Origin of the sequence: Natronospirillum operosum, from assembly GCF_004768465.1 — a bacterium.
GTDB lineage: Bacteria > Pseudomonadota > Gammaproteobacteria > Pseudomonadales > Natronospirillaceae > Natronospirillum > Natronospirillum operosum.
Genome location: NZ_SRMF01000002.1, coordinates 122,482 through 145,481, shown reverse-complemented (window position 1 = coordinate 145,481; position 23,000 = coordinate 122,482). Strand labels below are relative to the sequence as shown.

Sequence of the window (23,000 nt, the reverse complement as noted above, 5' to 3'; positions counted from 1 at the left end):
TGTACTTCGGATGTTGTACGGTGAAAAAACTCAATAGGTCGGCTCACCGGCAGCCAACAGCTCTTCGATATGGGCCTGCACGCTGTCGGCCAGGCCTGCCGTGTTGTAACCGCCCTCAAGGCAACTGATAACCCGGCCTCGGGCGCCGCCGGACCTGGCTTCCTGCATGATCTGTTGGGTCAGCCAGCGGTAATCTTCGGTTTGCCAGGCCAGTTCGGCCAGCGGATCGTCTTCATGCGCATCGAAACCGGCCGACAGCAGGATGAATTCGGGCTGGTGCGCCCGCAGTGCCGGCTGCCAGTCGTCGGTCCAGATCTGCCGGATCAGGCTGCCGTCAGAGCCCGCCGGCAGCGGCGAGAACAGCTGATTGGGCCTGTCGGCTTCCCAGTGCGAATGGGGGTAGAACGGGTGCTGAAAGGAACTGATGAACAGCACATTGCTGTCACCGCGCAGGATTTCTGCAGTGCCATTGCCCTGATGCACATCGAAATCAATGATGGCCAGCCGTTTGACACCATATTCCCGCTGCAGGTAGCGCGCCGTGATGGCGACATTGTTGAAAAAGCAGAAGCCCATGGTAATGCCGGGTTCGGCATGATGCCCCGGGGGGCGGGTGGCGCAGAAGGCATTCTGATAGAGGTGGTTCATGATGCCGTCCACGGCCTGGATGCCGCACCCTGCCGAACGCAGTGCTGCTTCCAGTGAGTGCGGGCCCATCAGCGTATCCGGGCCGGCATGGACCAGACCGTGTTTGGGGGCGATCTGGCGGACCTGTTCCACATAGCGTGGCAGGTGTACAGTCAGCAGGTGCCGGTCTTCCGCCAGCGGGGCCTGGTAAATGTCCAGTTGAGACCACAGCCCGCTGTCATGCAGGCGGTCCAGAATGGCCTGCAGGCGCGCCGGACTTTCCGGGTGATTGTCGCCCATGTCATGCTGCAGGCAGACCGGGTGATGAATGAATCCGGTGGTCATGAAAAGGCTGTGACTCCGCGCAGATATTGAGTAAGGTGCGCATCATGGCAGAGCTTGACGCGTTCTTTCAACCGAAATCCATCGCCATACTGGGCGCCTCGGAGCGAGCTGGCAGTATGGGCGGTCTCGTCTTGCGCAACCTGCAGCAGGCAGGTTACCCCCATCGGATTCTGGCGGTCAATCGCAAGGGATACAAGTCTGTTCACGGGGTGCCCTGCAAGAGCAGCCTGTCGAAGAAAGACGAGATCGACCTGGCGGTGATCTGTCTGCCGGCGCCAGGGTTGCAGCGTGCCATCAAGTTGGTGGCGCAGGCGGGTGTGCGGGCGGCGCTGATTCTGACCGGTGGCATGGCCCGCGACCAGCTCAGCGCCACTCGTATGCGTCGTATCAAGCTGCTGGCCCGCCACTGGGGTATTCGCCTGATGGGGCCCAACAGCCTGGGCCTGATCGTGCCCTCGCAGCAGCTCAATGTGTCCTGGTCGCACCTGCAGCCGCCGGCCGGCGACATTGCCTATATCGGCATGTCCTCGGCTCTGGGCTCGGCATTGCTGGACTGGGCCGCAGGGCGCGGCTATGGCTTCTCGCATTTCGTGACCGTTGGTGCACGGGCTGACATCAGCGTCAGCGATGTGGTCGACTATCTGGCCGGGGATCGGCGGGTCAGGGCGATCCTGCTGCATGTGGAGAACATCCGCAATGCGGAGCGCTTCATGACTGTATTGCGCGCGGCCTCGCGCAGCAAGAAGGTGCTGATCCTCAATACCGACCCGGATACCCTCGTTCCGCCCGGGCTGGCGTCCCGCGACAAGCTGACGCAGGCCTTTTTTGACCGCGCCGGCGTGCTGCAGGTCAGCAACTTTCAGCGTCTGTTGGGTACACTGCAGACCCTGATCCGCTCGCGTCCCCTCTATGCCCACACCCTGGCGCTGGTCAGCAATGGCCTGGGGCCGGCGTTGCTGGCCCGGCAGGAACTGGTGGCCAGAGCCGGCACCTCGAGCCGACTGGATACGCTGCCCGAGGCCCTGAAACCATTGCGTCTGCATGGTGACCGGCAGGCCGAGCACGGTCTGGTATTGCCGGCAGCGGTGGACCCGGCGACCCTGAATCAGGTGTTGGTGGGCCTGGACGGCATGAGTGGCATAGGCGCGGTGCTGGTGATTCTGGTGCCCAATGCGCGGCTGGACATCCCCGGGCTCAACAAGGTGTTGCTCAGTCACCGCAAGCGAACGCGTCGCACGCTGATGGTCACCTGGCTGGGTGAAGCCTCGGTAGGGGCTGCCCGCGATGAGCTGGATGCGGCCAATATTCTCAACTTCGATGCCACCGAAGAAGCGGTGCAGGCGTTTTCATCCATTGTGCGGCATGAGCAGGTACAGGCCTATCTCAGCGAGACACCGGAGCAGAACACCCGTATCACACCAGCACCGGAGATGCTGGCGCCCTTTAATGAGCGGGCCGCCGCATTGCCCGCGGGGGAGACCCCCTGCCTGAGCTGGCAGGACACCCGCGACCTGCTGACATTGTTCGGTTTCCACCTCAATCCCGGGCAGTACCTGCCGGATCGGCGAGCGCTCGAGCGCGCCGCACCGGGGCTGAACTATCCGGTTATCGTGCGCGTGCTGCATGAGGCCTATCAATACCCCTTCGCCTACCCCGAGGAGGCTCGTCACCGCTGGCGCGGTGTCGCCATTGACGTCACCGGCCCGGAAGCGCTGCTCGGTGAGGTGGAACAGCTGCATGAAGGGCTGGCACGATACTTCCCCGACAGCCCGTTTCAGGGTTATGTGGTGCAGCCGATGCGGCGGCGTCTGGATTCCCTGCAGTTCAGTCTGGGCATCACGCGAGACAGCATCTACGGGCCGGTGCTGTTGTTCGGCCTGGGTGGCAGCCTGGCCAATGTGCGCGCCGACCGCAACGTGGCGCTGCCGCCGCTGAACCGTACCCTGGCCCGCTTGCTGCTGCGCGAGACCCATGTTTATGCCCTGCTGCGGGAGCGTGTGCGACAACCGGTGATGGCGGAAGAAGCGCTGATTGACGCCATCATGCAGCTTTCGGAGCTGGCCGAGCATTGCCCCTGGCTGAGTGGCCTGGAGATGAATCTGGTGCTGGAGCAGGATCGTGACCTGATTGTGCTGGGCGCTGCTGCAGCCATTGGCGAGCGCCGACCGCCAGTGATTCCAACCTATCCGCGCCACTGGGAAAGCACATTGGAGCGGGCCGGCCAGCAGTGGCAGATACGACCGGTACGCGCCGAAGACGAACCGGCCCTGAAGGAACTGTATGAGCGTCAGCCGGCGGAAGCGCTGCGCTTGCGTTTTTTCGGCAGCCGACTGCATTTTGCGCACCGAGAGCTGGCGGCCATGTGCCAGATCGATTACCGCCGCGAGATGGCCTTTGTGCTGGAGTCACCCGACGGCACCCTGATGGGGGAAGTGCGCGGCTGGACCCATGTCAACGCACACAGCATGGAATTCGCCATCATGCTCGATGCCGCTGCGCAGGGTAAGGGTCTGGCCCAGGCCATGCTGGCGCAGTTGGAGGCTTTTGCGCGCTCCGAGGGCATCAACCACATGCATATGGACATCATGCCTGAGAATACACCCATGCAGACGCTGGGTCAGCGCATGGGCTACAGTGTCAGCCACCGCGACAGTGATTCGGTGCTGATGGAGAAATATCTCGATGCTGTATGAACTGGATCAACTGAGCTGGGCGCTGGAGCCCGGGCCCGAGCTGCCGCCGGATGATGCCCGGCTGGTGGTTGTGCAGGGGCGGGAGCTGCTGTCCGAGCAGCAGGGCTACTGGACGCCGCCGAGCGCGGCGGCGGTGACCGAACGCCTGGGCACTGAGGCCAGCCACTGGCAGCCCATATCGCTGGGGCAGATCAACCGCCGCCCCTGGTATGTGGTCGAGTGGCCGGAGGATGCAGATATTGGCGACTGGACGCGGGTCAACCCGCGCGATGTGCTGGTACAGTCCGAGTCGGCCTTTGCCGTGGTCAGCCGGGGCACGCAGATGCTGACCTGGCGCCGCCAGCACCGCTACTGTGGTCAGTGCGGGCGGCCGACCGAGGCCGGGCGAGGTGAGCACTATCGATTCTGTGCACCCTGTGATCTGCGGTTCTATCCGCGCATCAATCCCTGCATCATTGTGCTGGTGGTGCGGGGGGATGAAGTACTGCTGGCTCAGGGCGAGCGACACCGCTCCAGTGGCTGGTTCAGTACGCTGGCCGGGTTCATGGAGCCGGGTGAGTCGGCCGAGCAGGCGGTGCACCGTGAGGTGTATGAGGAAGTTGGCGTGACCCTGGGCCGTCTGCGCTACCTGAACAGCCAGACCTGGCCCTTCCCGCATCAGCTGATGCTGGGCTTTATTGCCGAGTATGCAGAGGGTGAAATTCGCCCGCAGCCCGGAGAAATAGCCCGGGCCCGCTGGTTCTCCATTGATGATCTGCCCAACCATCCGCCGGTGCAGTCCATCAGCGGCTGGCTGATTCGTCAGTATGCAGAAGAGCGGGGCCAACCCTGATAAGGGTCGGCACTCTCGGGCTCCTGTCAGTGCACCCGTGATGTCGCGATCAGCCCCAGTTCGAGCCGCTCGGCTTCGCTGAGTGACGCCATTTCACACAGGGCTCGCTGGTCCAGAATGCTGATTTCGCGGGCACTGCCGGTATTCTCGATAATGCCGTTCTTTTGCAGGCGGGTGAACACCCGGCTGACTGTTTCCACTGCCAGGCCCAGGAAGTTGGCGATATCCGCCCTGGCCATGGTCAGACGAAAGCTGTGTTCCGAGAAACCACGGCGCTTGAAGCGCTGGGCCAGACTGAGCAGGAATGAGGCCAGCCGCTCTTCAGCGGTTTTCTTGCTCAGCAACAGCATCATCTGCTGATCATCGCGAATCTCCCGGCTCATGATCCGCATCATCTGGCGACGCAGCTCGGGTAACTGGCTGCTCAGCCGATCCAATTGATCCAGCGGAATCTCGCAGACATTGGTGGTTTCCAGGGCCCGGGCCGATACCTGGTGATGCTGGATGTCGAAGCTGGACAGGCCAAGAATTTCACTGGGCAGATGAAACCCGGTGATCTGTTCTTCTCCGGCCCGGGTCAGCGCAAAGCTTTTGAGTGTGCCGGTGCGGACCGCAAACACCGAATGCATCGGGTCGCCCTGACGAAACAGGTACTGACCCTTTGGGATGGGACGGCCTCTTTCAATGATGCCGTCCAGACGGTCCATGTCGGAAAATGACAGGGAAACCGGCAGACAGAGTGGGCTCAGAGAGCAGGTCTTGCACGCCGTGTTGTGTCGCATATTCATACTCATGAAACAATTGTTCCCGAATGTCCCAGTCTGTCTGCAGCATACTGCCTGCGTGCAGGACCGGCCTTGATCCAGATCAATAATTCAGTCGGACCCAGAGCTGCGTCACCGGCAGTCTGGCCTCGTTTTGCTGGGCTCAACTGAAGATAGCACAGGAATGGCATGTCTGCGCTGCAATAGCCGGGCAAGCGGAGAACCCCTCGTGTGGCTGTCAGGCTGAAGGTGACCAGGTGTTGACCCGGGTCTCGGCCAGTGGGCTCATGCCACTGTCTTCGCCTGCCGGGGTCAGCGGTATGGCGGCGGCCTGCAGGCTCTGAAAGTCGAACAGGTTGCTGTCGGCCAGTTGGGAAGGCGCCACATTCTGCAACGCCCGGAACATGATTTCCGACCGGCCGGGATGCTCCCGGTCCCACTGCTGCAGCATCTGCTTGATGGTCTGGCGTTGCAGGTTCTCCTGCGAACCGCACAGGTTGCAGGGGATGATGGGAAACTGCTGATGGTCGGCAAAGGCCTGGATATCCGCTTCGCGGCAATAGGCCAGGGGGCGGATCAGCACATTGGTGCCACTGTCGGCCAGCAACTTGGGCGGCATGGCTTTCAGCTTGCCGCCGAAGAACAGGTTGAGGAAGAAGGTTTCCAGAATGTCGTCGCGGTGGTGACCCAGAGCGACCTTGTTGCAGCCGATTCGATCCGCGAACGCATAGAGGGTGCCACGGCGCAGCCGCGAGCAGATGCCGCAGGTGGTTTTGCCTTCCGGCACCACTTCCTTGACGATGGAATAGGTATCGCGTTCGAGGATGTGGTAGGGCACGCCCTGTTTTTGCAGGTATTCCGGCAGAATGTGCTCGGGGAACCCGGGCTGTTTCTGGTCCAGATTGACCGCCACCAGCTCGAAGCTGACCGGGGCGCTTTTCTGCAGGCTGCGCAGGATCTCCAGCATGGTGTAGGAATCCTTGCCGCCCGACAGGCACACCATGATGCGGTCGCCGTCCTCTATCATGCGGTAGTCTTCGATCGCACGCCCGGTTTCCCGCCGCAGACGCTTCTGCAGCTTGTTGAACTCTGTGCGGGCTTTTTTCTCTGCCGTGGCGGAGGGCGTGTCAGTCAGGGTCGTCATCGAAGGGTCCACTGTACAAGGCGGTTTATGGCGCTGCGTTCTAGCACTTGAGAGGGTTGGCAGTCAAGTTGAAGCGAGTGTTAGTCGACAGATGACAGTGCACAGTAGACAGTGGGTTGTAGTCGACAGATGACAGTGCACAGTAGACAGTGAGGGTTTGACAGCCTTCTGTGGTTTGGAACGATTCTACCGTCTACCGTCTACCGTCTACCGTCTACCGTCTACCGTCTACCGTCTACCGTCTTCTGTCGACTAAAATCAGCGATTCTCAAACGCCACCAGCGAAAACAGACTGATATCCGCGCTGCCAATCATGTCGCGACAGCCCTCATCCGGGATCTCGGCAACAGTGGCGACTTCGTGGATCTCGGCGCCGAGTTCCTTCAGCAGGGTGCTGGCGCCAATGATCGAACCGCCGGTGGCGACCAGATCATCGAAGATGACCACGCGGTCGCCGGGCTGACAGGCATCACGGCGCAGTTGCATCTGGCGGGTGCCATAGGCCATTTCCACCTGCTGCTGCAGGGGCTTGCCGGCCAGCTTGTCGCCCTTGCGGATCAGCACCAGAGGCAGGTTGAGACTGGCGGCGAGCATGCCGCCGACAATGAAGCCGCGTGCTTCGATGGCAGCAATATGGCTCAGGTCGGCATCGATGTAGCGCCCCTTCAGTGTGGATACCACCCGGTGCAGCGCCGACGCGGACTGATAGAGCCGGGTCAGGTCGCGGAAGGTGGTGCCCTTTACGGGCCAGTCCGGGTAGGAGTCGATAAACTGATGCAGGAAAATGGCATCATCACGCATGGTCATAACCTCACTGCGGGTAACCAGTAGTCAGTAGTGTAGAAGATCAGAGCGGAAAACGGGTCAGCAGAGAGTCAATATCTGTCAGCACGTCCTGATGTTCCGGACGCAGGGGCCTTGGATAGAGCGGGTCGGCGCGGTCATTCAGACGCGTTTTCCAACTGTGGGTGTGGTGCAGGAAGTGTTCGGCAAATGATTCACCCACGGTGAGGCAGCCACGCAGGGCGACATCCAGGTAGCTCTGGGCGATGGGGTAGGGGCTGTCTCTGTGCGGCGGCACATAAACCCAGAAGTCGCCGTCCGGCAATGTCCGGTCCTCCCGCACCGGTCGGACCTGATCGGGCGCCAGGCGGACGCGCTCATATTCGACCTCTCTGGCATCGAACTGGTGAAAGTCAGCCTCACCGAGGGCAAACAGGACGCCACCGACCTCGGCGTCGGGCGCGGCTGGCCGGACCCCCAGTACCGACAGCCTGGCGTAGCTGACAGCCACTGACCAGTGGCGCTCCAGGCCACTGACAATAACGGGCAGGGCGTCGCCTGTGAGGCCGGTTCGAGCGCGACTGTCGGGGCAGATCAGACTGCCATAGCCGAAAATCCAATGCTGCATGGACTACTCCATCTGCTGTGACGGTGCCCCTTATATCATGTTTCGGGGTGGAACTTTGAGTCGGTCAGGCAGTCTGAGCTGACTACCTCATTGTCTCCAAGGAGCACCTGTCATCATGTTCAATCGATTCAAACTGGCTCTGGCCCTGCTGGGCCTCTCTTCATTCAGCTATGCGGCCGGTCCTGTCTATACCGGTCTGTTCAGCAATGTGGCCATTCGCGGGTATGACCCGGTGGCCTATTTTGAGCTCGGCGAAGCCCGGGAGGGCAGCAGTGAGTACAGTACCGAATGGAATGGTGCCGACTGGCACTTTATCAATGCCGAGCATCGGGACCGGTTTGTGGCCGACCCTGAGGCCTATGCGCCGCAGTACGGTGGCTTTTGCGCCTACGCCATGGCTGACGGCCGGACTGCCCGCATCGACCCGGAAGCCTACGATATCGTCGATGGTCGACTCTATCTGAACTACAACCAGCGCATACAGACACGCTGGCAGGCCGACCGACCCGGCTATATCGAGCAGGCCGATCGACACTGGACAGAACTGCGTCAGGACTGAACTGTTCGGGCTGCCCCAAAGCTCACTGCTGCTGCCGAAAATTGTGATGCCGTTCCCACAATACGGAGAGACAGGCTGCGCCATGTCTCAAAACGGGTGTTTCTCCTTTGATTCTTCCCTCTGCCTTCCATAGATTGCCGTCACGGTTTGAAACCGATTACACGTGCAGGGGATGCCGTTGTATGACAGCAGGGAGTAGCGCTGTCTTTCCTCTGCAGTAACGACTGGCAAGGGAAGGACAACAGATGAAACGGCAATGGTTGGTGCTGGTTGCGCTGGGCTCGAGTCTGGTGCTGGCGGCCTGTTCGGACGGCAGCGGATCGGGGTCTTCAGGCGGACCACTGGGTATCACGGAGATGATTCCCGCTGCTGAAGAAACGGACGTCATCCCCAGCATGGTGATGGTCACGCGGTTCAATCAGACTGTGGACCCGGACACGCTGGAAGACGCCTTTGCATTGCTCGACGAGCACGGTGATCGGGTCGAGGGCAGTCTGGAATGGCTGCCCGGGCGGAACCAGGCTCATTTCTATCCTGCGGGTGCTCTGGACCTGGGTGCCGAGTACCGATTGTCGTGGTCTGACGCCCTTCGCGATGCCGATGGCAATGCGCTGCAAAGCCCGGAGCAGGGCCGTTTCACGGTACGCTCGGGGCAATGGCATGACTGGGAAACCCTGGTCGGCCCCTATTACATGTCCGACATGCCCTCTACCCCCTCCCACCTCATCACCAGTGTCGGCCCTCAGGGTGATGCCCTGATCGGCTGGTTCCAGCGTGACGACGAGCAATCGGCCCTGATGGCCTCCCATTATCGTCCGGGTGATGGCTGGCGGCACCCACAGGTACTCAGCACGCCCTGGGTCATGCGCGCAGATGCGCTGTCGCTGACCTGGCTGGATGACTACCAGGCCCTGGCTGTCTGGCATGAAGGCCATGGTCGCAGTCATCAGGTCATGGCGGCCCGCTTCCACTATCAGACCGGCTGGGCAGAGCCGGAACAGCTTGGGCTGGGGTCGCGTGCTCTGGAGCCCCGGGTGATCGCCCGGCCCGATGGCACCGCCATTGTCCACTGGCTCTATCAGGACCAGGTCCATGTCACCTCTCTGCAGGGCGGACACTGGGCGTACCCCGCGCAGATCAGTACGGGCCAGGGTCATTCCATTGATGCCCATGAACTTCTGATCACCGCTGACGACACCCGGGTATTGATATGGGAAGAAGAGGACTCCCGGGGCAAGCAGGTCTATCAGGCGGCGGTGGATGAAGACAACAGCCTGCAGGGCGACCCCGCCCGTGTACTTGCAGACACGGCAGACGTGCAATTGGTTGCCGCCTTTGTGGACGGTGATGACTGGCTGGTGGTGTGGTCCGTGGATGATGGCTCCGCCCTTGGCCGCCGCCCCCAGGGACAATGGTTCAACGGCCAGGAACCATTGGCAGATCCCTTCTGGGTGACTACCAGCTCCGGCGTCAGCGGCCGGCTTGACCGTGATGCCGTCACGTTTTTCGTGTCGCCCGAGGGCTACCGTGATCTTTATCTGAACAACATTCGCCACCGTGTCAGAACGGACCAGCAGGGCGACCTTGTGCACCGAGACAGTATTCCCTGGCCCCATGGTGACAACGACTATGTGCTGGCGCAGTGGGTTCAGGGCGCGGATGGACAGCCCATTGGACTGTGGCGGTACCGCCCCCGTGCGCAGGACGACGACCCACACTCCGTGCTGGTGGCGCGCCACAGTGACAGCCAAGGCCTGCCTGTTGAAGATGAACTGCTGAACTACGCACTGCCGGGCCTCAGCCCCAGGGTGCCTGACCTGTATTTCTTCACCGGTGCTCAGGGGCATGCCGCCATGCTGGAGTACGGCATCATCGACGACCTGCAGGCGCGGATTCGAACCCGGATGTTTGACTGAGCTCAAGACAAGGAACCATGTCATGCAAACACAAACCAAACAGATAATCCTGTTCAGCCTGTTTTGCCTCCTGTTGCTGGCAGGCTGCAGCGGTGACTCGGACAGCACTCCACCAGATGAACTGCTGCTGGAGTGGACCTCGCCCGAAGCCGCACGCGCTATCGAACCCAGTGAGCATCTGGTTGCCCGGTTCAATCAGGCCCTGGATGCCAGCACGGTCTCGGCTACCGCATTCTGGGTGGAAACCGAGAACGGCGATCGCCTGTATGGCGATATCAGCCTGAATGCCGGTGGCCGCGAACTGGAACTGGTGCTGGACGAGCCCCTGCAACTGCTCATCCAGTATGAAGCCGTGCTGCATCGGGACCTGACCTCAGAAGCCGGGCATGGCCTGGGCGAGCACCACCGCTGGACTTTCGTGCGTGACATTGTCTGGTCCGAACCGGATGAACTCGCGCCGGCCTATATGCCGGAGGACCTCGACGAGTCCAGTAATTATCGAGTCAGATCCAGTGCGGCACTGAACCGACAGGGCGCCGGTCTGATAGCGTGGGCGGAAGGCACGGCCACATTCCCCGCCGAAGGGCAGGTGTTCCATACCCGCCACCATGACCCGGTTCTCGGCTGGTCTGACCCCGAACCCATCACCGAACATACCGGCGCATTGCACCTCATTCCGGACATCGCGGTAGATGAGGCAGGCAATATCCTGCTGACCTGGCAGGTGCGAGAGAGTCACCCGGACCCTGACACCTCCTGGTTGTTCATTCCGCATTATCGCTATTACTCGGCGGAGGATGGCTGGCACGACCTGGGAAACGGCCCGGGCGAGGGCAATACAAGATCCCTGTCAGTCGGACCCGAGCCACTGGGTGACGGCCGTTTTATCGGACAGTACCTGCGCAACAACGAAGACGGCGAACGCCAGTGGATCTATGCCCTCTTCGACCCGGATACTGGCTGGTCCACCGATGATGTGCCCATCCCCGGAGAATCTGCTGATATCGGTACCGTCGACTTCACGGCGAATGGTCAGGGCGATGCGCTGTTTGCCTGGCAACAGCGCGTTGGCGAGGCTACCGATGGCCAGTGGATGTTGCAGTATCACGCAGACACCGGCTGGTCCGACCCGCACCACATGACGTCCTGGCAGATAGGGCCAGACCACGACATGACTATCCGCTCGCTCGCACTTAACGACGACGGCAAGGCAGCCGCTCTTTGGGCCGGTCAGGACGAGCAACTGGCCAGCCCCATGCTGTGGTCGGCCATTTATGAGCCCGGAGAGGGCTGGAGCGATGCCGAACAAGTCACAGGCGAGTACGGGCGCGAAGCCTTGATCACCGTGGCGCCCGAGGGCGAGGTACTGGCACTGAACTCCGGAAACACCCCATATCGCGGGTCTCTGTACGCGCGGCGATATGAGTCGGGTCAAGGCTGGCAGGCGCCGGAAACCCTCACCCAGAACCTTTCCTACCCCACCAATATAATGCAGGCACGCTGGGACGACGATGGCTCACTGGTTCTGCTGACGCTTGAAGCCAGCGACGGCGAGCGGGACATTGTCGTGTGGGTCTACCACCCGGAGCAGGGCTGGACCAACGGCAGCGACTTCGGTCGCATGAGGGACAACCCCCAGTTCCTGACCTTCGTTCTGCCCATCCAGGGACCGCGGATCATGATGATGTGGGCCTACGAGGGTCCCGACCATCAGTCCTATCACTTTCTGAGCAGCAAGGGTTATTGACCATGAAAGGAAATCGGATACTGCAACCCTGGGCCGGGGTGACCACGCTGGCAATACTACTGCTGCTCGCGGGCTGCAATAGCCAGAACAGCGGCTCGGGCAGCGCCGGGAGCACTGCCGACACGGGGAGCACCGAGAGCAGCACCTCCGCAGCGGATGGCTTCGCCGTCGAGTCGACCTTCCCCAGCCCCGAATGGAGTCTGGGCACCCGTGAGCCACTCACAGCCCGGCTCACTCAGCCTCTGGATGAAAACTCCATAGCGGCAACCGTGTTCTGGGTGGAAGCCGAGAACGGTGATCGTCTTTACGGCGACATCAGCCTGCAGGGTGATGGTCGCGAGTTGCAACTGGCACTGGACGAACCACTGAACCTGCGAACCGATTATACCGCTGTACTGCACCGCGACCTGAGGTCGGAATCCGGGGACGAACTGGGCGAGCATTATCGCTGGTCGTTTCGCACCCGAGATATCGTCTGGTCCGACCCGGAACTGCTGGCGCCGGCTTTTGTACCGGGCGATCTGGACGCGTCCGCCTACTATCCGGTTTCAATGAACGTGGATCTGAACCGCGATGGTGTCGGCATGATGGCCTGGACAGAATCGCTGTTCCGGGAGACCAGCGACATACACCTGCGGCATCATGATCCGGTCCTCGGGTGGTCTGACCCGGAGGTTGTCAGCGAACTGTCGGATGAACGGCACTCGGTACCCCGATTCAGCGTTGATGATGCGGGCAATGCGCTGCTGATCTGGGAAATCACACGCGACAATCCGGACCCGGATGCGGACCGCGACATCATATTCAACTACCGTTACCGCTACTACTCGGCAGATGATGGCTGGAGCGATACGGGGGATGGTCCGCGAGAGGAGTCGATCATCCGCCATGGTGCCATGCTAACGGAGCCACTGGGCGATGGCCGCTTTATCGGGCACTTCAGGCAGAACGATGAAGCTGGTGAAAGGCAGTGGTATTACCTGATCTTTGATCCGGACACCGGCTGGTCCACCGATACAGTGCCCCTGCCGCACTCGGCGGGTGATCTGGAGTCGATACGCCTGACAACCAATAACCAGGGTGAGGTACTTTTTGCCTGGCACAAGCTACGCGGCGAAGAGGATCATGGTGTGTGGCTGTTGGAGTACAATGAGGATGATGGCTGGTCCGATGCCCGCCGCATGTTCACCTGGGAATCGGGTGGCGTCGGAACGTTCAACATGCACTCGGTCGTGCTCGAGGACGACGGCAGAGCCGGCCTGGTCTGGGAAGAGCGGGATGAGCATCTGGGCAAGTCTGTGCTGTGGTCCGCCCTGCGTGACCCCGACACGGGCTGGGATCAGCCCGATCAGGTCACGGTTGCGGGTTCTGATGAGCACGACCACTCCGCGCTCCTGACCTTCGGGCCAGAGGGAGAAACACTGCTGCTGACCCAGGCCGGCAGCTTCCGTTCGTCCACTCTGCGCGCGCGGCGCCATGAGCCGGGGCAGGGCTGGCAGACGCCGGAAATCATCAGCCGGGACCACCATGGCAACAATACCGGCCTGAATGCACGCTGGGGCGCTGACGGCTCTCTGGTTCTGGTGACTCGACAGAACACGGAGCACAGCAGCATGAGCCACCGGAACATCATCATCCGGCGTTATCATCCGGATCATGGCTGGGACAACGGCAGCTTCGTCGGCCACCAGGGCGACTACAGCTCTGCGCATGCGTTTGCCTTGCCAACCCTGGGGCCTCGCATGATCATGGTTTGGGCCTATCAGCCGTCGGAAGACGGCGAGTCGATCCGAATCATGAGCAGCGAGGGGTACTGATGCAGAGACTCCTTCTCCGGTTCGGCGGGATTGCGGATTACCCGTGGCTGCTGTTCGCCGCGGGTGACACCTGCCAGGGCATGAGACGGTCACTTTCGGCAGTGACCACCGAATAGCACTCGGAGCTGAGTTCTTCAAGCCTGGTGCGGTCCAGCACCTTGATGTGCCCGCGGCAGTAGTCGATAGCCCCCTGTTCACGAAGCAGATTGGCAGCGTCAGTCACGCTCTCGCGGCGAACCCCCAGGGCGTTTGCGATCGCCTCCTGGGTAAGTGTCAGTTCGTCTCCGCCCAGCCGGTCGAGAGAGAACAGCAGCTTGCAGCAAAGTTGTTGTGCAATGCTGTAGTGCGGGTTGCAAGCAGCCACCAGCGCAGTCTGGATCATCGCTGACTGAATGTAGAGCAGGACCATCGTCTGCAGTTCCGAATTTCGGTAAAACTCCTCGCGCAACACCGAAGCGCGAATTCGGTAGGCCGTGCCGGCATTCTGCACCAGTGCCTGGCTCCAGCTTGTGCCTTCTCCCAGTAATGCGTCAGAGCCAACGAAACCGTCACTGCCAACGACAGCTATTTCAGTGGACTTGCCATTCTCCAAAACATAGAGCAGTGAGAGAAGGCAATCGTTGGGGAAATAGACAAAACGCTCAGTGTCACCAGCCTGGAAGATGACCTCGCCCTGGCTGAGCGATATGTTTTCCATGTTGGGTATGATCCGGGCCTTGGCGTCGCGGGACAGGGACGTCAGCAGTCGGTTTTGGCTCGGCACGCGGTTTTGGCTCGGCACGAGCGGGGCCTGGCGGGGGGAAGTCATCTGCATGAAACCTCCTGGCTTTGGATCGAGTCCTGTGGACGGTGCCAGCGCTGGCCAGTGACTGCGGCTGCGCTCAGGCACCTGAATGTGTGCTGTCCCGCAAACCCTGTGCCATTGTTTTTATTTCCTTTTAAATCAACAAGTTGTGGTTTTCCAGGCAATCAACCCGCTGGCATGGTGTCGCACTATTGCCACGAGAGATCTGGCAAAAATAGAAAATCCTTCAAATACAACGAACTGGAGTGTCGCATTAATGCGACAGTGGACAATCGGGAGCAGTCGCGGTGTTCTGTGACCGGCCGCTCCCAGTGGCTTGGTTGGTTCAGGATCAGAGGTAATGTGGCGGGCGCTTCTTCTGTAGCTCACATGCTCCAAACGTCTCGCCGGGGGGAGCAAAAGCAGAATGGTGTACATGGCGGCGCCCCCCATGGGCGCCGCGTCTCTGTTGTCAGGACAACACCGCCTGAGCGATGGATATTTTCGGTTTTACCGCCAGTGGTTGATGCAGCCGGCTGGCGATGTCTGCCACCGAAATCAGCCCTCTTATCTGATGCTCGATTCGGTCCAGAACCAGGCAGTGGCTCTCGCCCGTTTCACGCAGGGTGTTGACCAGATCGACAACCAGCGCGCCTTGCAATGCCTCATAGTCCACCACCGGAATGTCCTCCCGTGGGCGCATCAGGTCCGAGACTGTGAGTTCATGGCGCCTCACATCCAGTGCGGTCTGAGCGATCAGTATACGCTGCTCGGAGAGCTCGTCTCTGGTCAGCAAGCCGACCAGCTCGCCGTCCTTGTCGGTCACCAGTTTCTCGGTCACACCTTCCATGGACATCAGTCTGGCAGCCTCAATAGCGTCCGCATCGGGATGAACCGTATGGGGCTGGTGAACACGAAAGTCCTTCATCAACGACAACACCGGCGACCGCTCGGTCCAGTCGGAGAACTCGTACGGATTCACCAGGTGGTCCTGCCGCTCAAGGCGGGACAGTGGGAGTTGTTTCATTTTCAGGTACCTCTGACAGTCGCGCATCTCAAATGCGCAAACAGAAACTTCCATAACCGGTACAGGGCCAGTCATGGTCTGATTGGTTCAGAATCAGAGGTGGTGTGGCGGTGCGCGAGCGTGCGGGCGTTCTGCGGTGAGTGTCAGATCCACCGGCACGGGCAAAGGGGCTGCAACCGGCCGCAACGCCAGGGGCATCGCCCTTGCGCGGATCAGACAACCGGAATCGTCCGAATCGTCTCCCGAAGACACGCTCGGGAGCGCCTCCCCGTCGACAAACGGGGTGTGGAACGATGGCTCGTCACTGTGACCAGGCGCTGCCCCTGCTGCCAGCGGAGCCGACACCAGTGTACCCAGCAACAGGGCGGTAAACAGTGAGAGCAGAGCACGGCTCATCATTCTATAATTGGCTGCTTCAGTGAGTGTTTCAGTGATTACGGTTGTACCGTGTTTATTGGGTATACCTATAAATCAATAAAACGTCCAGCTCTTGTTTGAGCAACAACATTAAATTTTCCTTTCCGTATTGCCCCCATGTCGAACCTCCGGACCGTCTATGAGGCGCCGCTCCGGCTTCAGCCACCGCCACACCACCTTGTGGGCATTGAACATGAGCAGGTTGCCGCTCAATATCATCACCAGCCCTGTCAGGGCATCAGCTCGCCACTGGTACCCCTCAAACACCGTCGACAAGGCCAGGGCGACCAGAGGAAACAGCACCGTGGCATAGGCAGCCTTGCCGGCACCGATCCGGCCGACCAGCATGAAGTAGGCCCCGAAACCGCCCACCGAGCCAATGACCGCCAGATAGATCAGGGCCCCCAGATATCGGGGCTCGGCAGGCAAGGTAAAGCTGGCACCCTGAAGCAAGGCTATCGAACCCAGCAACAGAGCCCCGTACAGCATGGCAAAGGCGTTGGTGGTGCTGATCTGCAGGCCTCGGCGCTGGTGACGCACCGATACCATATTGCCCAGCGAGAAGCCGAAGGTACCCAGCAGCGACAGACCAATGGCACCCGCCAGCGTCCAGGTGGCCTGGACAGCGACCAGGTCCTGCCAGAACACCATGGCCATGCCCAGCAGCCCCAGAACCAGCGCCGGGTAGAAGACCCGGGGAACCGGTGTGCGAAAAAACAGATAGCCGTTGAACGCATTGAACAGGGTCGACATGGAAAACAGGATCGCGATCAGGCCGCTGGGCAAGACGCCGGCGGCGAGATAAAAACAGTAGAAATTCAGGCCAAATACACAGCTGCCCTGCAGCACGCAGAACAGGTGATCCTGCCCGCTCAGCGGCTGCCGTCTGCGCCACAGCATCAGGCCAATCAGGAGCACCAGTGCTGCCATGATGAAGCGATAGAATACAGACACCGGCACGGCCACTTCCCCCACCTGCCAGGCAATGGCCAGCCAGGTCGAGCCCCAGATCAGAACGGTCGAGATATACAGCAGGCTGTTCATGTCAGTCCTTGAACGAGTTGGTGATGGTCGGATCTTTGCCGAAAGCATGTGCGTTGGCTTGCACGCTGTTGCGGCCATTTGTCTGTTCTTGCGGTTAAGTGGGCGACAGGATTGTAAAGCACCCAGGGCCTGAGTAATCTTGGCCGGGTCACCCGTGTCCAGGACACCCAGGCCGCAGACATGTTCGCCGATACCCTGAATCAATACCCGAGGATGCGCCAGACGCAAGCACGTCTCGTTGCCAGTACTCAGCTGAAAAACGGCATGGGTCTGGTGCGCTGGGACAATCAGGGGGATTACATTGAAAACATCCGGGCGGACCATCACACCCTGAGTGTCTACCTGGACGGTGCCGCTCACTCGGTACGTCGACAAGGCGCTCGCATCATTGGCAGCCAGGCCCACTCGAGCATGTGTTTGCTGCCGGCCTCTCTGGCCACCACCTGGGACGTATCGGGTCCGATCTCCCTGCTGCATTTCTATTTCAGCGATGCACATCTGCAACAACTGATCGAGCAGGTATGGGACAAGGACGGTCAGCGCATACAGCTGGACGAGATCGACTTTGCTCAGGATCCACTGCTGATACAGCTGTTCTGCACCACCCTGAGCCAGAGCAACTGGCAGGACCCGCTCGACCAGTTGGCGCTGGACTCCGCCACTCAGACGGCACTGATACACACCCTGCGGCACTATAGCCAGCGTCGCCTGCCAACGCCACGCCCCAGTGGTGGGCTGCCAGGCTGGCAACTGAAGCGCGTGGTCGATTTTGCCGAACACCATCTGGATCAGCCGCTGACTCTGTCTGAACTGGCCGGGGTAACCGGCCTGAGTGACTATCATTTCGCCCGCATGTTCAGGCAAGCCACGGGTTACGCGCCCCATCGCTATGTGCTGCATCGCCGCCTGGTCCGGGCGCGCCAGCTGTTGGAGCAGACCGCGCTGAGCATGACGGAAATCGCCCTGCAATGCGGGTTCGGGTCCAGCAGCCACTTCAGCAATCGCTTTCGCAGAGAGACGGGTACCAGCCCCAGCCAATACAGAGCGCTGAAGCGTTAGGGTCTCTGGTAGTGGCGAGGCAGAGCCTGGCTGGTTAAGATCAGGGTCTCATTTATCGGACCCGGGTGCAGTGATGCCAACCGACCCTCATTTTCTGCCTTTTCCTTCCCGCCGCATGCCCGCAGTCGGCCACCGCAGCATGGTGGCCACCTCGCAACCCCAGGCCGCACAGGCCGGCCTGCAGATACTGCAGGCCGGTGGCAATGCGGTGGATGCGGCCATTGCCGCGGCGGCTGCCCTGACTGTTACCGAGCCGACCTCCAATGGTATCGGTGGTGATGCCTTTGCCATTGCCTGGGTGGATGGGGCCTTGCACGGCCTGAATGGCAGCGGGCCGGCTCCGGCAGCGCTGACGGTAGACGCGGTCAGAGCCAGGGGCCACAGTCGCATGCCTGATCACGGCCTGCTGCCGGTGACGGTACCCGGAGCTCCGGCCTCCTGGGCGGCGCTGTCCCGGCGTCTGGGCCGACTGCCGTTTCGCCAGTTGCTGCAGCCGGCCATATCTCTGGCCCGCGCCGGCTTTGCGGTGTCACCGGTCACCAGCCAGCTGTGGGCCCGGGCAGCAGTCAAGTATGGCCGTTATGACGAGCCCGAGTTTCGCCCCTGGTTCGACCATTTTGCGCCTGCTGGCTGTGCACCTGCGGCCGGTGAGGTCTGGCGTTCCGAGGTGCTGGCCAGCACGCTGGAGCGGCTGGCCGACAGCGAGTCGGCCGATTTCTATCAGGGTCAGCTGGCGCAGCAGCTGGATGCCTTCATGCGCGAGCATGGCGGCTTGCTGCGGGCCGAAGACCTGCATGACTATGCGCCGGAGTGGGTCACGCCCCTGAGTCAGGACTATCAGGGCCATACCGTATGGGAACTGCCGCCCAACGGCAGCGGGCTGATTGCCCTGCAGGCACTGGGCATGCTGGAAAGCCTGAATCACCGGGCGCTCACCGACCCGGTGGAACAGTTGCACCAGCGCATAGAGGCGCTCAAGCTGGCCTTTGCCGACGGCCTGCACTACATCACCGAGCGTGATGACATGCCGGTCAGCACCGACGCGTTGCTGGCGGCGGATTATCTGGCCGAGCGCGCCCGACTGATTGGCCACGAAGCACTGGAACCGGGCTGGGGGCAGCCCCGCCTGGGTGGCACTGTCTATCTGGCCACGGCGGATGAAGACGGCAACATGGTGTCCTTCATCCAGAGCAATTTCGAGGGCTTCGGTTCCGGCATGGTCGTACCCGGCACCGGTATCAGTCTGCAGAATCGGGGGCAGTCGTTCTCGCTGGATGCGCAGGCAACCAACCAACTGGCACCCGGGCGGCGACCCTATCACACCATTATTCCGGGCTTTCTGACCCGTGACGGTGCGCCGGTCGGGCCCTTTGGTGTCATGGGCGGGGATATGCAGCCGCAGGGGCACCTGCAGGTGGTCACCGCCATGCTGAATGAGGGGCTGAACCCGCAGGCGGCGCTGGACCAGCCGCGCTGGAAGTGGACCTCTGGCCGCACGGTCGAGGTGGAGCCGCACTTTCCTGATCATCTGGCGCAGGCGCTGGCCCGCCGGGGGCACGATGTCCGCAAGCAGACCAGCAGCCTGAGCTTTGGTCGCGGCCAGATCATTCTGCGCCAGCCGGAACTGGGCAGCTATCTGGCCGGCAGCGAGCCCAGAGCGGATGGTCTGGCGCTGCCCTGGTAGTCAGAATTGAACCGACATCGGGTGCCGTCCTCGCCGGTGTCACCATTGCCTGTCCGTTGGATGCAGGAGAGAACAGATGACCCCCGCCGTCAGAATGGTGGAAGCTGCCCGTGTTCCCTTCAGGGTACATGAATACACCCATGATGCGGGTGCCGGTACCTATGGTCAGGAAGCTGCCGACAAGCTCGGCCTGCCGGCGGAACAGGTGTTCAAGACGCTGGTGGTCCAACTGGACAGCGGCAGGCTGGCGGTGGCACTGGTGCCGGTGACGGCGCAGCTGAACCTGAAAAATCTGGCCCGGGCAACGGGCGCCAAGAAGGCGGCCATGGCGGCGCCGGTTGATGTGCAACGGGCCACCGGCTATGTACTGGGCGGAGTCAGCCCGCTGGGGCAGAAAAAGCGGCTCGCCACCTGGATAGATCAGAGCGCCCTGGAGCACGAGGTCATCTATGTCAGTGCAGGCCGGCGGGGTCTGGAGCTTGAGCTGGCAACGGCCGATCTGCAACGGCTGACAGCTGGGCAGTTTGCGCCTCTGATATAGTTGGCGGTGCGCGGTGGCGCCGGGATTATGCCCTTCTCGAGGCCTGATCCCGGGACCCCAGGCTGTCGCCCAGGGCCTCGGCAGACTGCGGGTAGGCCAGCAGGTAACCCTGCCCCAGATGGCAGCCGGCCTCGGTGAGGAAGCGGCGCTGGGCATCCGTTTCGATGCCTTCGGCCAGCAACTGCAGATCCAGCGCCTCTGCCATTGCAATGATGGCGCGGGTGATGGACTCGTTGGGACGTGAGCGGCCGATGTCGCGTACAAAGGACTGGTCCAGTTTGAGCTGGGTCAGTGGCAGGTTGCGCAGATAGACCAGGTTCGAGTATCCGGTGCCGAAATCGTCCATGGCGATACCGAAGCCCGCCCGGCGCAGTCCTTCCAGCAGCGTAATGGTGCGCTCCGGGGCCTGCATGATCATGGACTCCGTCAGTTCCAGTTCGAACCTTTGTGGCGTCAGTCGATAGCGGTGCACGGTCTGCACCAGCCAGTCGGCAAACTGACCGTCTTCCAGACTCGCAGCCGCCATGTTGATGGCCACGCGGGGAACAATCATGCCGACCTGGTCCCAGATCCGCAATTGCTGACAGACCTTCTCCAGCACCCAGTGATCCAGGGCCTGAATCAGGCCGGTACGCTCCGCGATCGGGATGAATTCGGCCGGCGAGACCAGTCCCCGTTCCGGATGTTGCCAGCGGATCAGGGCTTCGACTCCTGTGATATCACCACTGTGCAGGTTGAACTGGGGCTGGTAGTGCAGCAGCAGTTCCTGACGGGGCAACGCATGGCGCAGCGCATTTTCCAGCTCGAAAGCCGCTGTGGTGAGTTGCCGCAGAGCGGGGTGATACTCGCTGCAGCGGTTGCCGCCGCCCTTCTTGGCCTCCACCATGGCCAGTTCGGCACAGGTGAGCAGATGGTCTGCATCTTCGGCGTGATCGGGATAGCAGGCCATGCCGATCGAAGCACTCACCATGGTGGAATCCTGCTGCAGCTGGTGGGGCTCGCGCAGCACCTGCAGTACCTGCTGACTGGCCAGGGCAGGGTCGAAGTGGTGGGTTTCGGCCATCAGCACGAACTCGTCGGCGCCCAGACGAGCCAGGGTTTCACCCGGCCACAGGGTCTCCAGACGCCGGGCGACCAGGCGCAGCAGTTCATCGCCGGCACTGGTGCCTCGGGTGTCATTCACCACCTTGAATCGATCCAGATCAATGAACAGCAGCCAGATGGTCTGCCCGTTCTGGCGTGCCAGGCGCAGGGCATGCTCCAGCCGATCCATCAGCAGCCGTCGATTGGGCAGGCCGGTCAGGCCATCGTACTGGCGCAAATACCGTACTTGCGCTTCCTGCTCATAGTAGGGCGTCAGGTCTGTCCAGGTACCGACGACTTCCGGTTGGCCCTGATCATTGTGTATCAGTTGCTGTTCGTCCCGGATATGCCGGACTCGGCCCTGGGCGTCCAGCAAGCGGTATTCCTGCTTGCGCTTTTGCGAGGACAGAATGCGGTCGCGGGTGCCGGTGACCAGAGCATGATCATCCGGGTGCAGGTGAGACTCCCAGGTGTCCGCCGCAACCAACTGCTCCGGTTTGAAGCCGAAGATGCGATTCACATTGCCGCTTACCCAATAGGGTTCCAGGTCCGGCATCTGCAGGGCGTAGACCACCACTGGACTGCCTTCCAGCAATTGGGTCATGCGGTGGTGGGTGGCATGCAGCTCTGCTGTCCGTCGCTTGATGGTCCAGCGCATGGCGGCACTGGTGGCCAGCAGCAAGATCACCAGGCCGATAACGCCGAGCAACAGGAGCCGTGCCCAGGGCGGGAGGCGCTGCTCTGCCGGTATCGCTGATGCCCTGACCAGAGCCGCATAATAGGGGGACTGGGCATCGGCCTGCCAGGCTTCGAGGGCTGCATCGATGGCATTCAGCAGAGCCGGATCTGCATCTGGCGCGGCAGCGAAGAAGAGCCCGACCAGATTGAAGGTAATGGGGGTCTCGGTCAGTCCATGGTGGTTCCGGTGGCGACTGCCATAGAAATGGTTGGCAACCACTGCATCGGCCTGCCTGCTTTCGACCTGGCTGAATCCGTCTTGCAGGCTGCTGACCTGAACAAACTCCAGGTTCAGGTCGCTGTCTGCGGCCGCAGCAGCAAGGTAGTGATACTGGACGGAGTTGCGCAGCACTGCCAGACGACGCCCGTCGAGGTCGGACAGACTGAACAGGGCACTGCCCGGTGGTGCATAAAGCTGACTCCAGGATTGGGCAATTGGTACCTGATGAAAACCGAACTGGCCGGCCCGGTCCGGGGTGTAGGCGACATCCGGCATCAGATCCAGATTACCTCCCGCGAGCTGGCTCAGGCAGTCGGCCCACAGGCAATCGACAAAGTTCAGGGCCCAGCCCTGATCCTCGGCAATGGCCTCTATCAACTCGACGAAGAGACCCGCAGGCTGTCCCTGATCATCGCGATAGATCTTGGGCTCATTCTGGTACAGGCCGACCTGTATGGTGTCGGCCCGGGCCACTGAAAGCATGGTCACCAGTGCAACCAGGCTGATCAATAGTGAGCGCTGCTGTTTCTTCCCTGTAGTCAATGGCG

18 protein-coding genes are annotated in these 23,000 nt (G+C 61.3%); 9 read left to right on the top strand and 9 right to left on the bottom strand.

Annotation, left to right across the window (positions count from 1 at the left end):
- Positions 1-30: 30 nt before the first annotated feature.
- Positions 31-972 (bottom strand): histone deacetylase family protein, encoded by a 942-nt coding sequence (locus tag E4656_RS07140; RefSeq protein ID WP_135482512.1) that lies wholly within the window; start codon positions 970-972, stop codon positions 31-33.
- 44 nt (positions 973-1,016) lie between these two features.
- Between E4656_RS07140 and E4656_RS07135 the strand changes: the two genes are divergently transcribed.
- Both E4656_RS07135 and nudC read left to right on the top strand, forming a co-directional pair.
- Positions 1,017-3,665: a bifunctional acetate--CoA ligase family protein/GNAT family N-acetyltransferase gene (locus E4656_RS07135; protein ID WP_135482511.1), complete on the top strand. Its 2,649-nt coding sequence runs from the start codon at positions 1,017-1,019 to the stop codon at positions 3,663-3,665.
- Positions 3,655-4,497, top strand: coding sequence for an NAD(+) diphosphatase (nudC, locus tag E4656_RS07130; protein ID WP_135482509.1), 843 nt, complete (start codon positions 3,655-3,657; stop codon positions 4,495-4,497). The genes E4656_RS07135 and nudC overlap by 11 nt, the downstream gene beginning before the upstream one ends.
- Positions 4,498-4,523: 26 nt before the next feature.
- Here the strand turns inward: nudC and fnr are convergent, their stop codons facing one another.
- The 4 genes from fnr to E4656_RS07110 form a co-directional block, all read right to left on the bottom strand.
- The gene (gene fnr / locus E4656_RS07125) at positions 4,524-5,291 is read right to left on the bottom strand and encodes a fumarate/nitrate reduction transcriptional regulator Fnr (protein ID WP_135482507.1); all 768 of its coding nucleotides are present in this window, start codon (positions 5,289-5,291) and stop codon (positions 4,524-4,526) included.
- 208 nt (positions 5,292-5,499) lie between these two features.
- The gene (gene ttcA, locus E4656_RS07120) at positions 5,500-6,405 is read right to left on the bottom strand and encodes a tRNA 2-thiocytidine(32) synthetase TtcA (RefSeq protein ID WP_135482506.1); all 906 of its coding nucleotides are present in this window, start codon (positions 6,403-6,405) and stop codon (positions 5,500-5,502) included.
- A gap of 258 nt (positions 6,406-6,663) precedes the next feature.
- The gene (locus E4656_RS07115; RefSeq protein WP_135482504.1) at positions 6,664-7,212 is read right to left on the bottom strand and encodes an adenine phosphoribosyltransferase; all 549 of its coding nucleotides are present in this window, start codon (positions 7,210-7,212) and stop codon (positions 6,664-6,666) included.
- A gap of 40 nt (positions 7,213-7,252) precedes the next feature.
- Positions 7,253-7,816: a gamma-glutamylcyclotransferase family protein gene (locus E4656_RS07110; protein WP_135482503.1), complete on the bottom strand. Its 564-nt coding sequence runs from the start codon at positions 7,814-7,816 to the stop codon at positions 7,253-7,255.
- A 115-nt stretch (positions 7,817-7,931) separates the two neighbouring features.
- Here E4656_RS07110 and E4656_RS07105 point away from each other — a divergent pair, with 115 nt between their 5' ends.
- The 4 genes from E4656_RS07105 to E4656_RS07090 all read left to right on the top strand — a co-directional run bounded on the left by E4656_RS07105 (position 7,932) and on the right by E4656_RS07090 (position 13,855).
- On the top strand, positions 7,932-8,375 hold the full coding sequence (locus tag E4656_RS07105) for a YHS domain-containing (seleno)protein (protein ID WP_135482502.1): 444 nt from the start codon (positions 7,932-7,934) through the stop codon (positions 8,373-8,375).
- 245 nt (positions 8,376-8,620) lie between these two features.
- Positions 8,621-10,291, top strand: coding sequence for an Ig-like domain-containing domain (locus tag E4656_RS07100; protein WP_135482501.1), 1,671 nt, complete (start codon positions 8,621-8,623; stop codon positions 10,289-10,291).
- 22 nt (positions 10,292-10,313) lie between these two features.
- Entirely contained in the window at positions 10,314-12,038 is a 1,725-nt protein-coding gene (locus tag E4656_RS07095; RefSeq protein WP_135482500.1) for an Ig-like domain-containing domain, read from the top strand.
- Between the two features lie 2 nt (positions 12,039-12,040).
- A complete protein-coding gene (locus E4656_RS07090) occupies positions 12,041-13,855 on the top strand; it encodes an Ig-like domain-containing protein (RefSeq protein WP_135482499.1) in 1,815 nt (604 codons plus the stop codon).
- Between the two features lie 37 nt (positions 13,856-13,892).
- On the opposite strand, the gene E4656_RS07085 is transcribed toward E4656_RS07090, so the two are convergent.
- The 3 genes from E4656_RS07085 to E4656_RS07075 form a co-directional block, all read right to left on the bottom strand.
- Complete coding sequence (locus E4656_RS07085) at positions 13,893-14,669, bottom strand: Crp/Fnr family transcriptional regulator (RefSeq protein WP_240753924.1); 777 nt, start codon at positions 14,667-14,669, stop codon at positions 13,893-13,895.
- Between the two features lie 442 nt (positions 14,670-15,111).
- Entirely contained in the window at positions 15,112-15,666 is a 555-nt protein-coding gene (locus tag E4656_RS07080; protein WP_135482498.1) for a CBS domain-containing protein, read from the bottom strand.
- 507 nt (positions 15,667-16,173) lie between these two features.
- The gene (locus E4656_RS07075; protein ID WP_135482497.1) at positions 16,174-17,127 is read right to left on the bottom strand and encodes a DMT family transporter; all 954 of its coding nucleotides are present in this window, start codon (positions 17,125-17,127) and stop codon (positions 16,174-16,176) included.
- A gap of 180 nt (positions 17,128-17,307) precedes the next feature.
- On the opposite strand from E4656_RS07075, the gene E4656_RS07070 reads away from it, so the two are divergent.
- The 3 genes from E4656_RS07070 to ybaK all read left to right on the top strand — a co-directional run bounded on the left by E4656_RS07070 (position 17,308) and on the right by ybaK (position 20,411).
- Positions 17,308-18,186 (top strand): AraC family transcriptional regulator, encoded by an 879-nt coding sequence (locus E4656_RS07070; protein ID WP_135482496.1) that lies wholly within the window; start codon positions 17,308-17,310, stop codon positions 18,184-18,186.
- A gap of 73 nt (positions 18,187-18,259) precedes the next feature.
- Positions 18,260-19,870 (top strand): gamma-glutamyltransferase family protein, encoded by a 1,611-nt coding sequence (locus E4656_RS07065; protein ID WP_135482495.1) that lies wholly within the window; start codon positions 18,260-18,262, stop codon positions 19,868-19,870.
- Positions 19,871-19,946: 76 nt separating this feature from the next.
- A complete protein-coding gene (ybaK, locus tag E4656_RS07060) occupies positions 19,947-20,411 on the top strand; it encodes a Cys-tRNA(Pro) deacylase (protein WP_135482494.1) in 465 nt (154 codons plus the stop codon).
- Between the two features lie 25 nt (positions 20,412-20,436).
- On the opposite strand, the gene E4656_RS07055 is transcribed toward ybaK, so the two are convergent.
- Positions 20,437-22,995, bottom strand: a complete 2,559-nt coding sequence (locus tag E4656_RS07055) for an EAL domain-containing protein (RefSeq protein ID WP_167855967.1) — start codon at positions 22,993-22,995, stop codon at positions 20,437-20,439.
- Between the last annotated feature and the right edge of the window lie 5 nt (positions 22,996-23,000).

What these genes read in the sequence shown, in the direction of transcription:
- E4656_RS07110 (WP_135482503.1), bottom strand. Translation starts at nt 7,816, where the DNA reads ATGCAGCATTGGATTTTCGGCTATGGCAGTCTGATCTGCCCCGACAGT.
- ttcA (WP_135482506.1), bottom strand. Translation starts at nt 6,405, where the DNA reads ATGACGACCCTGACTGACACGCCCTCCGCCACGGCAGAGAAAAAAGCC.
- E4656_RS07140 (WP_135482512.1), bottom strand. Translation starts at nt 972, where the DNA reads ATGACCACCGGATTCATTCATCACCCGGTCTGCCTGCAGCATGACATG.
- E4656_RS07090 (WP_135482499.1), top strand. Translation starts at nt 12,041, where the DNA reads ATGAAAGGAAATCGGATACTGCAACCCTGGGCCGGGGTGACCACGCTG.
- E4656_RS07100 (WP_135482501.1), top strand. Translation starts at nt 8,621, where the DNA reads ATGAAACGGCAATGGTTGGTGCTGGTTGCGCTGGGCTCGAGTCTGGTG.
- E4656_RS07115 (WP_135482504.1), bottom strand. Translation starts at nt 7,212, where the DNA reads ATGACCATGCGTGATGATGCCATTTTCCTGCATCAGTTTATCGACTCC.
- E4656_RS07105 (WP_135482502.1), top strand. Translation starts at nt 7,932, where the DNA reads ATGTTCAATCGATTCAAACTGGCTCTGGCCCTGCTGGGCCTCTCTTCA.
- E4656_RS07075 (WP_135482497.1), bottom strand. Translation starts at nt 17,127, where the DNA reads ATGAACAGCCTGCTGTATATCTCGACCGTTCTGATCTGGGGCTCGACC.
- E4656_RS07135 (WP_135482511.1), top strand. Translation starts at nt 1,017, where the DNA reads ATGGCAGAGCTTGACGCGTTCTTTCAACCGAAATCCATCGCCATACTG.
- ybaK (WP_135482494.1), top strand. Translation starts at nt 19,947, where the DNA reads ATGACCCCCGCCGTCAGAATGGTGGAAGCTGCCCGTGTTCCCTTCAGG.
- nudC (WP_135482509.1), top strand. Translation starts at nt 3,655, where the DNA reads ATGCTGTATGAACTGGATCAACTGAGCTGGGCGCTGGAGCCCGGGCCC.
- E4656_RS07065 (WP_135482495.1), top strand. Translation starts at nt 18,260, where the DNA reads ATGCCAACCGACCCTCATTTTCTGCCTTTTCCTTCCCGCCGCATGCCC.
- E4656_RS07070 (WP_135482496.1), top strand. Translation starts at nt 17,308, where the DNA reads ATGTTCGCCGATACCCTGAATCAATACCCGAGGATGCGCCAGACGCAA.
- E4656_RS07080 (WP_135482498.1), bottom strand. Translation starts at nt 15,666, where the DNA reads ATGAAACAACTCCCACTGTCCCGCCTTGAGCGGCAGGACCACCTGGTG.
- E4656_RS07095 (WP_135482500.1), top strand. Translation starts at nt 10,314, where the DNA reads ATGCAAACACAAACCAAACAGATAATCCTGTTCAGCCTGTTTTGCCTC.
- fnr (WP_135482507.1), bottom strand. Translation starts at nt 5,291, where the DNA reads ATGAGTATGAATATGCGACACAACACGGCGTGCAAGACCTGCTCTCTG.
- E4656_RS07085 (WP_240753924.1), bottom strand. Translation starts at nt 14,669, where the DNA reads ATGCAGATGACTTCCCCCCGCCAGGCCCCGCTCGTGCCGAGCCAAAAC.